The 12,208-nt window shown below is 72.0% G+C and carries 13 protein-coding genes; 7 read left to right on the top strand and 6 right to left on the bottom strand.

All coding sequences use genetic code 11. The features are described 5' to 3' along the window. Positions 1 to 209 precede the first annotated feature (209 nt). The 7 genes from ACH4PY_RS21465 to ACH4PY_RS21435 all read left to right on the top strand — a co-directional run bounded on the left by ACH4PY_RS21465 (position 210) and on the right by ACH4PY_RS21435 (position 6,531). Positions 210 to 1,631 (top strand): histidine kinase, encoded by a 1,422-nt coding sequence (locus tag ACH4PY_RS21465; protein ID WP_398185026.1) that lies wholly within the window; start codon positions 210 to 212, stop codon positions 1,629 to 1,631. Further along, positions 1,624 to 2,073, top strand: a complete 450-nt coding sequence (locus ACH4PY_RS21460) for a roadblock/LC7 domain-containing protein (protein WP_398185023.1) — start codon at positions 1,624 to 1,626, stop codon at positions 2,071 to 2,073. Before ACH4PY_RS21465 ends, ACH4PY_RS21460 begins: the two co-directional genes overlap by 8 nt. Then, complete coding sequence (locus ACH4PY_RS21455) at positions 2,070 to 2,426, top strand: DUF742 domain-containing protein (protein WP_398185019.1); 357 nt, start codon at positions 2,070 to 2,072, stop codon at positions 2,424 to 2,426. Before ACH4PY_RS21460 ends, ACH4PY_RS21455 begins: the two co-directional genes overlap by 4 nt. Then, complete coding sequence (locus tag ACH4PY_RS21450) at positions 2,407 to 3,003, top strand: GTP-binding protein (RefSeq protein WP_398185016.1); 597 nt, start codon at positions 2,407 to 2,409, stop codon at positions 3,001 to 3,003. Before ACH4PY_RS21455 ends, ACH4PY_RS21450 begins: the two co-directional genes overlap by 20 nt. Then, entirely contained in the window at positions 3,000 to 4,256 is a 1,257-nt protein-coding gene (locus ACH4PY_RS21445; RefSeq protein WP_398185013.1) for a cytochrome P450, read from the top strand. Before ACH4PY_RS21450 ends, ACH4PY_RS21445 begins: the two co-directional genes overlap by 4 nt. Then, positions 4,253 to 5,509 carry a cytochrome P450 gene (locus ACH4PY_RS21440; RefSeq protein ID WP_398185010.1) on the top strand — a complete coding sequence of 419 codons (1,257 nt, stop codon included), beginning with the start codon at positions 4,253 to 4,255 and terminating at the stop codon, positions 5,507 to 5,509. Before ACH4PY_RS21445 ends, ACH4PY_RS21440 begins: the two co-directional genes overlap by 4 nt. 359 nt (positions 5,510 to 5,868) lie before the next feature. Further along, positions 5,869 to 6,531, top strand: a complete 663-nt coding sequence (locus ACH4PY_RS21435; protein ID WP_398185007.1) for a hypothetical protein — start codon at positions 5,869 to 5,871, stop codon at positions 6,529 to 6,531. A gap of 193 nt (positions 6,532 to 6,724) precedes the next feature. Here the strand turns inward: ACH4PY_RS21435 and ACH4PY_RS21430 are convergent, their stop codons facing one another. The 6 genes from ACH4PY_RS21430 to ACH4PY_RS21405 all read right to left on the bottom strand — a co-directional run bounded on the left by ACH4PY_RS21430 (position 6,725) and on the right by ACH4PY_RS21405 (position 12,208). Continuing rightward, positions 6,725 to 7,090 (bottom strand): ASCH domain-containing protein, encoded by a 366-nt coding sequence (locus ACH4PY_RS21430; RefSeq protein ID WP_398185835.1) that lies wholly within the window; start codon positions 7,088 to 7,090, stop codon positions 6,725 to 6,727. Further along, positions 7,087 to 7,881, bottom strand: a complete 795-nt coding sequence (locus ACH4PY_RS21425; RefSeq protein WP_398185004.1) for a hypothetical protein — start codon at positions 7,879 to 7,881, stop codon at positions 7,087 to 7,089. The genes ACH4PY_RS21430 and ACH4PY_RS21425 overlap by 4 nt, the downstream gene beginning before the upstream one ends. Before the next feature lie 42 nt (positions 7,882 to 7,923). Beyond that, on the bottom strand, positions 7,924 to 8,730 hold the full coding sequence (locus tag ACH4PY_RS21420; RefSeq protein ID WP_398185001.1) for a TetR family transcriptional regulator: 807 nt from the start codon (positions 8,728 to 8,730) through the stop codon (positions 7,924 to 7,926). Positions 8,731 to 8,740: 10 nt separating this feature from the next. Then, positions 8,741 to 9,286 carry a thiol-disulfide oxidoreductase DCC family protein gene (locus ACH4PY_RS21415; RefSeq protein WP_398184998.1) on the bottom strand — a complete coding sequence of 182 codons (546 nt, stop codon included), beginning with the start codon at positions 9,284 to 9,286 and terminating at the stop codon, positions 8,741 to 8,743. A gap of 103 nt (positions 9,287 to 9,389) precedes the next feature. Next, positions 9,390 to 9,800 carry a hypothetical protein gene (locus tag ACH4PY_RS21410; RefSeq protein WP_398184995.1) on the bottom strand — a complete coding sequence of 137 codons (411 nt, stop codon included), beginning with the start codon at positions 9,798 to 9,800 and terminating at the stop codon, positions 9,390 to 9,392. Positions 9,801 to 9,991: 191 nt separating this feature from the next. Beyond that, positions 9,992 to 12,208, bottom strand: coding sequence for an MMPL family transporter (locus tag ACH4PY_RS21405; protein ID WP_398184992.1), 2,217 nt, complete (start codon positions 12,206 to 12,208; stop codon positions 9,992 to 9,994).

Raw genomic sequence — 12,208 nt, 5'->3', positions numbered from 1 at the left:
CATGATTCGGCGCCCGTTATTCCCGTGCCCGCCGGCACGTTCTCCGAACGGCCGGCCGCGCAATCCCGGCGCCCACCGCGGATTCGCCCCCGACGGCGTGAACAGCTCCCATCGGCCCTCTCGGCCCGACCGGCGCGGCCGGTCCGCGCGGAATTCCCGGGCGGCCACGACCTGCCCGTTCACCTGACCACGCCGTACAAGGACCTCCCATGATCGAGCCCCTGGTGACCACAGCCACGCTGCTGGGCGGCGGTTTCGCCGCCTCGGCGGCCGGCCTCGTCGCACAGACGCGTGCCAAAAGGGCGGCCAACGCCCGCGCCGGACAGCTGGAGGAGCGCCTGCGGGCCTCCGAGCAGGCCGTCACCGTCAAGACCGGCGAGCTGGAGGAACGCGCCCGCGCCGCCGAGCAGGCCGCGGGCGTGCGGGCCGGGGAGCTGGAGGTGCGGCTGCGCGAGGCCGAGCGGCACGCGGCCGCGCTCTCCGCGGAGATCGAGCACCTGGCCAAGGTCAGGATGCCGGCGCTGGTCGACATCCGGGCCCGCGGCCACCGCGGCGTCACCGTTCCCGGGCTGCTCGACGACGCGCTCACCGGCATGCCCGTCGACGGCCACCACCGCACCGTCCTCGACCTGTGCTCCGAGGCGATAGGCCTGACCCGTGAGTCCATAGGCCTCGCGGCGCGCTCCTCGGTGCGCGACCTCGTCGACGAGGCGCAGACGTACCTCGTGCGCTGCCAGATGGCGGTCATCGACGAGATGAACAAGGTCCCCGAGGCGACCGCCTTCCAGCAGGGGCTGATGAACATCGACCACCCGCTCACCCGTTCCGTGCACACCCTCCAGCGGCTGCGCATCCTCGCCGGCTCCTGGCCCGGACTCCAGCGCGCCGACTGCACGTTCGCCGAGATCGTGGAGTCCGCCCGCGGCCGGATCGACCCCTACCAGCGCGTCCACTACACCCACGAGCCGATCAGCGGCGGGGTGTGGGTGGAGGGCCGGGTCGTCGAGCCGATCACCATCGCGCTCACCGAGCTGCTGTCCAACGCCACCTCCTACTCCGACGGCAAGGTCCTCGTCGAGGTGCAGCAGACGCAGACCGGCTGGGTCGTCGTCGTCGACGACAGCGGCCTGAACATGAGCCCGCAGCAGCGCGGCGAGGCCGAACGGCTGCTGGCGCAGCAGACCGTGCTGGACGTCACGACCGTCCCCGACACCCTGAGCCTCGGCTTCCCGGTGATCGGCCGCCTCATGGCCGCGTACGGCTTCCGGGTGGACGTCAGCTCCACCTCCCCGTACGGCGGTGTCCGCGCCGTGCTGAACGTGCCGCGCGAACTCCTCGGCAGCGGGCCGACGGAGGAGGAGCAGCAGGCCGAGCGGCGCGAGGCCCGCGCCGCGATGGGCGTGCCGGTGCTCGACGACGCCCCGGCGGCCGTGAGCCGTACCGAGACCGGCGTCGGCCTGCCGCAGCGCCGCCGGCGCCGCCCCCGGGCCGCGGATCCCGCCGCGGGACGCGTCGCCGAACCGGCCCCGCACCAGGACCCCGAGGCGTTCAGCGAGGGCTTCGCCGGTCTGGCGGCGGCCATCCGCGACGGCGAGGACCAGCACACCGAAGGAGAGCGCAGCGATGACTGAGCAGCAGCCCACCGCCGACACCCACGACATGAGCTGGGTGCTGGAGCACCTGCGGAAGGAGAAGGGCGTCCTGCACGCGGTGCTCTTCTCCGCCGACGGTCTGGTCCTCGCGGCCACCTCGGACATCGAGCGCCCCGTCGCCGAGCGGACCGCCGCCAACGCGTGCGCCGCCTTCGCGCTGGGCCGCAGCATCGCCGAGTTCGCCGAGATCGAGGGCACCTCGCCGCACCGCATCATCATCGACCTGCCCGACCACTGCATCCTGGTCTTCAGCGCCGGTCACGGCACCGCCCTCGCGGTCGCCGTCGACGCGGAGATGACCAGCCCCGAGGTGGCCGTGGCCTCCGCCGCGACGATCAAGGCGATCAACGGGCTGCGCGACGCCCTGTCGGCCCGCGAGCGCAGGCGGGCCGCGGCCGCACCGGGGGCGGCCACGTCATGACCCCACGAGGCCGCCGCCGCACCGGGATGGTGCGGCCGTACACACCGGCGGAGGGGCACGCGGCGCCCACCCGCCGGAGCCTGGACCTGGCGACGATCCTGATCGCCGACCGCGATATGCCGCTGCGCGGCCTCGGTCCGCACGCCTACCGGGTGATGGAGCACTGCCTGCCGGGCGCGCTGTCGGTCGCCGAGGTCAGTGCCGATCTCCAGCTGCCCGGGGCGGTCACCAAGGTGATCGCCGCGCATCTGGTCGACAGCGGCCACCTCATCGCACGCAACCCGGCGCCCGCGGCTCAGAAGCACGACAGGGCGCTGCTGGAGAGGATGCTCAATGCACTCCAAGAGCTCTGACGGTCACTACCTCGACGCCGGAGTGACGCCGGTCAAGCTCGTCGTGATGGGGCCCTTCGCCGTCGGCAAGACGACCTTCGTCGGCGCGGTCTCGGAGATCGAGCCGGCCTCGACGGAGGAGAAGCTGACGCAGGCGGGCGAGCTGATCGACGACCTGCGCGGCCTGGAGGACAAGGACACCACGACCGTCGCCCACGACTTCGGCCGTCTGACCCTCACCGACGACATCGTGCTCTACCTGTTCGGCACCCCTGGCCAGCCGCGGTTCGCCTCGATGATCGAGGACCTGATGTACGGGGCGCTCGGCGGTGTCGTGCTGGTCGACACCCGGCGTGTCGCCGATTCCTGGGACGCCATGGAGCGCCTGGAGGAGGCCGGGGTCTCCTACGTCCTGGCCGTCAACGAGTTCCCGAACGCGCCGCGTTACACCGAGGCCGAGCTGCGCACCGCCCTCGACCTGGACCCCTGGACGCCGCTGGTGACGTGCGACGTCCGCGAGCGCGAGTCGGCCAAGTCCGTGCTCATCGCGCTCGTCTCCCACCTGCTGTCCCGTTCCAGTCTGGAGCCCGCCTCATGACCAGCGCCCCCGAACTGCCGCTGTCGTCGCGGGGGTGCCCGGTGCTGCACGGCGAGTCGTTCGCCACGCGCTCCGCCGAGGTCTACGAGCAGCTGCGCGCGCAGGGCGCGGGCGGCTGGGCGGAGATCGCCCCCGGGGTGCACGCGCTCGTCCTCACCGGCCGTCGCGCGGCCGTCGACATGCTCAACGACCCGGCGGTGTACGCCAAGGACTCCCGGCTGTGGGCCGACCTCAACGCCGGGAAGGTCCCGCAGGACAGCCCCGTCCTGCCGCTCATGGCGTGGCGGGCCTCGGTGCTGTACGCCGACGCCGAGGAGCACACCCGGCTGCGCCGGGCGCTGGACGACTGCATCGCCCGGATCAGCCCGCACCGGCTGCGCGAGGTCACCCGGCGCAGCGCGCTGACCCTGGTCGCACGGGTCGCGGAGCGGGGCGAGGCCGACATGATGGCCGACTTCGCCGACACCCTGCCGCTCATGGTCTTCGCCGACCTGCTGGGCTGCACCTCCGAGATGGCCACCCGGATGGTGCGCCTCGCCCAGAAGATGATCAGCGCGGGCCCGGAGGCCGCCCAGGGCGCGATCGACTACGCCGGTCTGCTCTACGAGCTGATCCAGCTGCGCCGCCGGCAGCCCGGCGACGACCTCACGTCCTGGCTGCTCGGCCACGACGCCGGGCTCAGCGACGAGGAGACCCTCAACCAGCTCTACACGACGGTCGGCGCTGGCGTCATCCCCACCGCCGCGTGGATCGGCTGGGCGCTGCACCTGCTGCTGGGCGACGACTCCTACGCCGGCACGCTGGCCGCCGGGACGGTGACGGTGCGCCGCGCGCTGGAGAAGGCGCTGTGGGTGCGCAGCCCGATGGCGAACTTCTCCGTCCACTTCGCCCGCAAGGACACCACCCTGCACGGGATCACGGTGCCCGGCGGCGTACCGGTTCTCGTCAGCCACGCCGCCGCGAACACCGACCCGTCGCTGCCCGCCGACCTCGGCTACGAGAACCGCTCCCACCTGGCGTGGTCCGCCGGACCCCACCGCTGCCCGGCCATCAGCCAGGCCACCGTGATCGCCCAGACCGGTATCGAGACGGCACTCGACCAGCTGTGGGACATGCAACTCGCCGTCAAGGACGAGGAGATCGCCCTGCGCCACGGCCCCTTCCACCAGTGCCCGGTCGCGATGCCCGTGACGTTCCGCCCGAAGTCCGCAGCAGTCATCCAGACCGCCGCAACCGATGGAGGTACAGCGTGACCACCAGCAGCACCGGTACCGACGTGACGCTCGACGCGAGCGGCGGGGCCCGCCTCTACGCGCAGGCCGACGAACTGCGCGCGGCCGGACCCGCCGTCCGGGTGGCGCTCCCCGAGGGCGTGACGGCCTGGTCCGTCACCCGCGGCGACGTCATACGCAGGCTGCTCAGCGGTGAGCAGCTCTCCAAGGACGCCCGCAGGAGCTGGCCCGGCTATGTGCCGGGCGCCATCCCGTGGCTGTTCTCCTGGGTGGACGTCAAGAGCATGTTCACCTCCGACGACCCCGACCACCAGCGGCTCAAGCAGCTCATCAGCCGCGCCTTCACCCCGCGCCGGATCGAGGCGATGCGGCCGGTGCTCCAGCGCATCGTCACCGACCTGCTGGATGGCCTGGAGGAGCGCGAGCGCCGGGCTCCCGGCTCCCTGTACGACCTGCGCGCGGACTTCGCCTACCAGGTGCCGACCCGGCTGATCTGCGACCTGTTCGGTGTGCCCGACGACCAGCGGCCCGCGATGCTGGACGTCATCGACCGGGTCCTGACGATGACCGGGGTCACCCAGGAGGAGGGCGCGGCCATCAACCGGGACATGGGCGCCGCCATGTACCGCCTGGTGGAGACCAAACGGCACGCGCCGGGCGACGACATGACGAGTCTGCTGCTGGACGCCCACGAGGAGGACGGCGACCGGCTCGACGAGAACGAGCTGATCTCGACGCTCATCCTGATGATCGGCGCGGGCAGCGAGACCGCGGTGGCGATGATCAGCCATGCGATACGGATGATGATCGCCCACCCCGAGCAGCTCGCCGCCGCGCGGCGCGAGCCCGCGCGCTGGCTCGACGTCGTCGAGGAGACCCTGCGGCTGCACCCGCCGATCATGCACATGCCCCTGCGGTACGCGACCGCCGACATCGACCTCGGCGAGGGCGTCGTCATCCGCACCGGCGAGGCCGTCATCATCGGCTTCGGCGCGCACGGCCGCGACCCGGGCGTGCACGCGTCCCCGCAGGACTTCGACATCGACCGCGAGGACAAGAGCCACCTCACCTTCGGCTACGGCATGCACTACTGCATGGGCGCGCCGCTGGCCAAGCTGGAGGGCGAGGTCGCCCTCCCCGCCTTCTTCGCGCGCTTCCCGTCCGCCTCGGTCGAGGCGGACCCCGCCGAGCTGGTGCCGCAGCCGTCGTTCATCGGCAACGACATGGCGCGCGTCCCGATCCGGCTCGGCGCTCCCGCCGCCGCGGCGAGCTGACCCTCGCGCCGGGCCCTCCCGAGTCCTCGGGCGGGCCCGGTGTGACATTCCCTGACGTGACATCAATCTCATTTCCTGCCACGGCGATTACCCATGGGAACCGTGCGGGCGCGTGACGCGTGCGGGACGCGTCGAAAACAGCGGAAGACGAACCCGGAGTTTCGCCCTTCCGGATATCGGACGCCCGGTGACGGAATTCTTCACGGAACCTTGACAACCGGGGCGGAAACCGAACGCTTTCGGCCTGCGTGTATAGTGACGCGTCGTCGCTGACGACTCGTACGAACGGATCGGGTACGCGGGCCTGTTGGCCCCTCCCGAATCCCGCACTCGCATTTCCGCAACCGGGGGGCATTGCCTTGCGCGTCCGTATCACCACCACCCTCACCGTCGCCGCCGCGGTCATAGCCGGCAGCGCGCTTCTCACCGCGTGCAACGACGACTCGGGCGACTCCTCGTCCGACACGTCCTCCAGCCCGTCGGCGACCGCCCCGGCCACGACCGCCGCGCCCACCACGGACGCCCCCGCCCCGACCGACTCCGCCACCGACGCGGGCGGCGGCACCGCGGCCCAGGGCAAGCCGGTCACCGTCGGCAAATCCTTCACGGACGACGTGATGGGCGACAAGGGCACGGTCATCAGCTACATCTCCGGCTTCCAGCCCTCGGCCGCGTCGAAGGGCAATTTCTCCGCGCTGGAGGACGAATACGTCGTCCTGGTCAACGTGAAGGTCACCGCGAGTTCGAAGTATTACGACACCCTCGGCGCCGATTCGTTCTACCTGACGAACCAGACGAACGGCATCGACCAGGCGAGCACCACAATCCTCGACGACGACATCAAGGCCGCGGGTTACACCCCGCTGGAGGACGCGGAAACGGGCAAGACGACGACCGGCTGGATCGTCTTCACCCCGAAGAAGACCGAGACCGCCCTCGTGCTGCGCTACAAGCGCCTCGCGGCGAACGCGTCCGACGGCACGAAGATCACGGCGAAGAACTTCGACATCCCGATGAAGTAGCCCCGTACGCACTGCGGCCCCGCCCCCGGATCTTTCCCGGGCGGCGGGGCCTCTGCCCTGTGCGGCGGCCCGGTTCAGACGCCCCCGAAGCCGCCCTGCCGGTTCGGCCGGTGACCGGCCCCACCGCCGCGCGCGGGCGAGCAGAGACCCGCCAGAAGACGGGCTCGTCGTCGTCGGACGTCCGGACGACCGGTCAGGGGCTGTCGATCAGGACGATCTCGATGGCCAGCGCGCCGAGGGCTTCCTTCTCCGGCCCGTAGATGGACCGGATGTTCACGAGCTGCTGGTCGCGGCTGGCATCAGGGTTGACGTTGGCGGGCCCTTCTCCGTCGAGCAGGGCTTCGAAGCCCGGGTATTCGGTGACGCGCAGCACGCGGACGTCACAGGATTCGGTGGTGCCCTTGACGCGGAAGCGGATGGTCTCGCCTGCGGTGAGGTCCGACAGGTGCGGGTACTTCACCCGCACCTCGATGGTTTTGGCGCCTGCGGCCACGAGTTCGGGGACGAACTCGCGGGTGCGCTCGGTGTCGGGGGTGCGGTCGAGGACCCAGGGGCTCAGCGGACGAGGACCGCGCCGAAGCCGCAGTAGTCGTCGGGGTCGAGCGCGGTGCAGAGCACGGGCGAGCCCCCGGCGCGGAAGGGGGCGAGGTGGGTGGGGAGGTCCCAGGCGTCCGCCGGGCCGAGGGAGACGTCGGGGGTGAGGGTGAGGCCGTTGCCGTGCGGGCCCGGGTCGTAGCTCCAGCGGCCGGTCGCGTCGACCGTGCCGTCCGGGCGCGGGGCGGCTGTGGGGAGGGCGTCGTGCGGGACGCACGTGGCCCGGAAGCGGCCGTCCGCGCCGAGGTGGAGACGGCCGCCGGAAGCGGTGTGCCAGTCGCCCGCGAGAGACGTGGCGGTCGCGGACCCGTCCTCGTACACCTGTGAGTCGTCCCACGCGCGGACACCCCACGTGCCGCACGCGATCAGGACCGCGACGCCCATCGGGACGGCGAGGACGCGCAGCGCGCGGGGCAGGGACCTGCGGGTCGCCGCGTAGCCGACGAGCCCCGCGAGCTGGACCGGCCAGAAGAGGGCGAGCACCAGCGCCGCGTTCGCGGTGGCCATCCGCAGCACCGTGCGGGCGGGGCGGCGGAAGGCGAGCACCAGCGCGGTGACGGCCGCGGCGACGGCCCACCACACGGTCACGAGGAAGTAGGCCATCCAGCCCTCCTGGCCGGGCAGGTCACTGGACCGGTGCAGTGTGCCCTGGACGGCGAACTGCGCGCACAGCAGCCCGCCGAGCCCGGCGGGTATCGCGAGGAGGACGACCGCGCCGCCGGACGGGCGTCTTCGCGGGGGAGGAGTGTCGGGCATCGCCGGGGCCTTTCGGGCGGGGCGGCGGGGCCCGACGGGGGGTCAGGTACGCCGCTCGGGGGTGGGGCGGGTGACGGCTGTGCGGCCGATCGTGGGGAGGACGAAGTCCTGGATGAGGGACTTGGCGTCGCGGACCATCGGGCGGAAGACGCGGTAGCGGGACAGGGCGATCAGGCGGGCCACGAAGGGGGTGGAGCGGCGGACGAACTCGCGGGTGCGCTCGGTGTCGGGAGTTCGGTCGAAGACCCAGTAGAGGACGACGACCATCAGGTGCAGCCACAGCAGGTCGGGCAGCAGGTCGGCGAGTTCGGGGTCGAGCTTGGGGGCCAGATCGGAGCCGGTGAGGACGTCGCGGAAGAGGTCGACCGCGGTCGCCCGCGCCGGGTGGGACTCGTTGGAGAAGGGGCTGAGCGAGCTGTCCGGGTCCGCCGCCGTGCGGAAGAACTGGGCGGCGAACTCGTGGTAGTCCGCGGCGCAGTCGAGCCAGGACTCCAGCGCGATCCGCAGCCGTACGTCGAACTCCCGCACCCCGGCCATGCGGACGGCGGCGTCCGCGGCGTGCTCGTACGTCATCCGGTCGTAGAAGCCCTGGATCAGGAACTCCTTCGACTCGAAGTAGTAGTACGCGTTCCCGACCGAGACGCCCGCCTCCTGGGCGATGGCCCGCATGGTGGTCTTCTCGTAGCCGCGCTCCCGGAAGAGCCGCATCGCGGTCTCCAGGATCAGCGCCCGGGTCTGCTCGCTCTTGCCGGTCTTGGGCCGCGCCCGGCCGCCGGGCAGCTCCTCCGCGGGCCCGGGGGGAGCCGAGGGGGCGGGAGGGTGCCCCTCGGGGCTGTGCTTGTGGTCCATCGGGGTGAGCCTAGCCCGGCGGTGGGCATCCTTCCGCGCAGCCGGGCGCGTCGCCGGACCCCGCGAAGGGGCCCGCGCCGCTGACCGTCCAGCCGCCGTTGCCGTCGTAGACCCAGGCCGTACGGCTCTCGGCGGGGCGACGGCCGGCGAGCGGGGCGCCGCGCGGTGCGGTCGCAGGGCGTTCCCGGGCGGGTGCTGTGTGGGAGGCGGGGCCGGCGTGCTCGCCCCAGGTGGCTTCGCGGTATTTCGCCGCGCTCAGCACCGCCGCCCGCGCCAGCCTGCGGCCCGCCGGGGTGCTCATCCGGTGGGCGAGGGCACGGTGGTCGGCCAGCGCCCACAGCACGACGACCCACGCGTTCTGGCCGGTGTACACCTGGCCCGCGTCGCCGACGACGGTGATCTCGCGGCGGGTGGCCTCGTCGTGGTCCAGCTCCGGGAAGAGGCGGCGGGCCTGCTCGGAGCCGACGGGGACGAGCCGGACGGGGACGAGCTGGCGCCGGCCGGCGATCCAGCCGGCGACGAAGCGGCACAGGCGGCACGCCGGGTCGGTCAGCACGGTGAGGCCGCGCAGGGGGGCCGGTGCCCCGCCCCGGCCCGTGCCTGCCGCGCCCCCCTCCGGCGCGGCAGGCACGGTCCCGGGCCCCGAAGGCGCGGGCACCTCAGGCCCCCGCGGGCTTCGTCGCGGTGTAGCCGTCGGGGGCGACGGGCGGGTACTGCTCGCGCTCCATGAGCCCGCGGCGGCGGATCTTGTTGAGGACGTAGACGTTGCCGAGGTGCATCACGCCGAGCACCAGCAGGACGACGCCGAGCTTGACCGACAGCTCCTCGAAGATCTGCCGGGCGTCGTCGACGGTGTCCGCCGACTTCAGGTAGAGGGCGACGAAGCCCAGGTTGACGAGGTAGAAGCCGACGACCAGCAGATGGTTGACGGCGTCGGCGAGCTGCTCGTTGCCGTGCAGCACGTCGGCGAGGAAGACGCGCCCGTTCGTGCTCAGTGTCCTGGCCACCCAGACGGTCAGCGCGACGCTGACCACCAGGTAGACCGCGTACGCGACCACGGTCAGGTCCATGACGATCCCACCCCTCAGACGTTCCTTGAACGTGTTCAAAATCTTGTGCCGATGACGCTAGACCTGTTTTTGAACGCGTTCAAGCTCGCGGCGGCCCTCGTTCCTGTGACCCCCGCCACGCAGCACGAAGCCCGGCCCGGCTCCGAGGTTCGGAGCCGGGCCGGGCTGGGGAGAGCCGGGAGGGAAGGGCGTCAGTCCGAGGAGGACGCGAGCGCGAGGTCCGGCTCCTGGCCGGGCCGGGCCGCCGGGTCCGGCGAGGCCTCGTCCGCGGGCTCGACGGCCATGTGCGGCAGCCGCTTGTCCAGCCACGCGGGCAGCCACCAGTTGGCCTTGCCGAACAGGTGCATCAGCGCGGGCACCAGCACCGAGCGCAGGATGAACGCGTCCAGCGCGACCGCGCCCGCGAGCCCGACGCCGAACATGCCGAGCACGCGCACCCCGCTGAGCGCGAAGGCGCCGAAGACGCACACCATGATGACGGCCGCGGAGGTGATCACCCGGCTGGTCTCCGCGAGCCCCACGCGTACCGCACGCGCGCTGTCGCGGGTGTGGACCCACTCCTCGTGCATACGGCTGACCAGGAAGACCTGGTAGTCCATCGACAGGCCGAAGAGCAGCGCCAGCATGATCACCGGCAGGAAGGCGTCGATCGGGCCCTGCCGGGTCGCGCCCAGCAGACTGCCGCCCCACGCCCACTGGAAGGTCGCGACCAGCACGCCGAAGGACGCGGCCGCCGCGACCATGTTCATCACCGCCGCGGTGAGCGGGACGACGATGCTGCGGAAGGCGAGCAGCAGCAGCACGAAGCCCAGGGCGATGATCACCCCGATGAAGATCGGCATCTTGCTGCCGAGGACGCTGGCGAAGTCCTTGAAGATCGCGGTCGGACCGCCGACGTACGCCTTCATCGTGTTGCCGCGCTCGGCGGCCGGCACGACGTCGTCGCGCAGGTGGTTGATGAGGGTGTCGGTCGCCTTGTCCTGCGGCGAGGTCGTCGGGACGGCCTGGACGAGCGCCACCGTGCTGTCCGGCTGCATCGGCAGGGCGGCCGCGTAGGCGATGCCCTTGGTGTGGCCGAGGGTCGTGACGAGGTTGTCCAGCGCCTGCTTGTCGTGCGCCCCGCCGGGCACCTCGGCGAGGATCGTCAGCGGGCCGTTGAAGCCGGGGCCGAAGCCGTCGGCCAGCAGGTCGTAGGCCTTGCGGGTGGTCGTCGACGTCGGGTTGTTGCCCTGGTCGGACGAGCCGAGCCGGAGCGACAGCGTCGGGATCGCCAGCGTCGCCATGACCACGATCGCGGCGGCCGCGAGCGAGCGGGGGTGCCGCTGCACGAAGGACGACCAGCGCGCGGACGCGCCCACCGACTCGCCGGTGCGCACACCCTCGGCGGCGAAGCGCCGACGCTGCCTGCGGCTGAGCACCTTCATGCCGAACACGCCGAGCAGCGCGGGCAGCAGGGTGATGGCGCCGAGCACCGAGACGACCACGGTCATCGCCGAGGAGATCGCCACCGCGTACAGGAAGCTCAGGCCCACGGTGAACATGCCCAGCAGCGCGATGCACACCGTGCCGCCCGCGAAGAGCACCGCGCGCCCGGAGGTGTTGATCGCCTTGACCGCGGCCTCCTCCGGTGTGAGGCCGCTCAGGATGCCTTTTCGGTGCCGGGTGACGATGAAGAGGGCGTAGTCGATGCCGACACCGAGACCCACCAGCATCGCGAGCTGGCCGGAGAAGTCCGGCACGTTCTCGACGTGCGTGAGCAGGGTGATCATCGACGACGCGATACCGATCGCCAGCAGCGCCGTGATGATCGGCGTCAGCATGCCCAGCAGCGAGCCGAACGCCAGGAAGAGCACGACGGCCGCGGCCGCGATGCCCACGAACTCGCTCAGCCCCGGCGGCGGCTGCTCGATCTGGCCGACCGCGTCACCGCCGACCTCCACCTTCAGCCCGTCCGCGCGCGCCGAGTGCGCGGTGTCGACCAGGGCGTGCACCTGGTCGGCGGTCAGCGTCTGCCCGAGGACGTCGTACGTCACGCGGGCGTAGGCCGTCTTCCCGTCCTTGCTGATCTGCGTCGCGCCGGCCGGGTCGTACGGGCTGACGATCTGGCCGACGTCCTTCTGGTGCCGGACCTTGTCCAGCATCGGCAGGATCTTCGCCTTGACCGCCGCGTCCTTCACCGAGCCCGAGTCGGTGTGCCACACCACGGTGTCGCTCTCGCCGGACTGGCTGTGCACGGCCTTGTCCAGCAGGTCGAGCACCTTGCTCGACTCGGTGTGCGGGAGCGAGAAGTCGTTCGAGTAGGCGTCACCTGCGATCCTGCTCGCGGTGCCGACGCCGAGCAGCGCCGCCACCCACAGCAGGATCACCACCCACTTGTGCCGGAAGCACCATCGCGCCAGAGCGGCCAC

Source organism: Streptomyces sp. NPDC021224 (assembly GCF_044332905.1).
Lineage (GTDB): Bacteria > Actinomycetota > Actinomycetes > Streptomycetales > Streptomycetaceae > Actinacidiphila.
This window is presented reverse-complemented; position numbering and strand designations above follow the sequence as displayed.

Bases quoted from the DNA above. Each gene is read 5' to 3' on its own strand.
- ACH4PY_RS21465 (WP_398185026.1), top strand. From the start codon at position 210: ATGATCGAGCCCCTGGTGACCACAGCCACGCTGCTGGGCGGCGGTTTC.
- ACH4PY_RS21460 (WP_398185023.1), top strand. From the start codon at position 1,624: ATGACTGAGCAGCAGCCCACCGCCGACACCCACGACATGAGCTGGGTG.
- ACH4PY_RS21455 (WP_398185019.1), top strand. From the start codon at position 2,070: ATGACCCCACGAGGCCGCCGCCGCACCGGGATGGTGCGGCCGTACACA.
- ACH4PY_RS21450 (WP_398185016.1), top strand. From the start codon at position 2,407: ATGCACTCCAAGAGCTCTGACGGTCACTACCTCGACGCCGGAGTGACG.
- ACH4PY_RS21445 (WP_398185013.1), top strand. From the start codon at position 3,000: ATGACCAGCGCCCCCGAACTGCCGCTGTCGTCGCGGGGGTGCCCGGTG.
- ACH4PY_RS21425 (WP_398185004.1), bottom strand. From the start codon at position 7,881: ATGCCCGACACTCCTCCCCCGCGAAGACGCCCGTCCGGCGGCGCGGTC.
- ACH4PY_RS21420 (WP_398185001.1), bottom strand. From the start codon at position 8,730: ATGGACCACAAGCACAGCCCCGAGGGGCACCCTCCCGCCCCCTCGGCT.
- ACH4PY_RS21410 (WP_398184995.1), bottom strand. From the start codon at position 9,800: ATGGACCTGACCGTGGTCGCGTACGCGGTCTACCTGGTGGTCAGCGTC.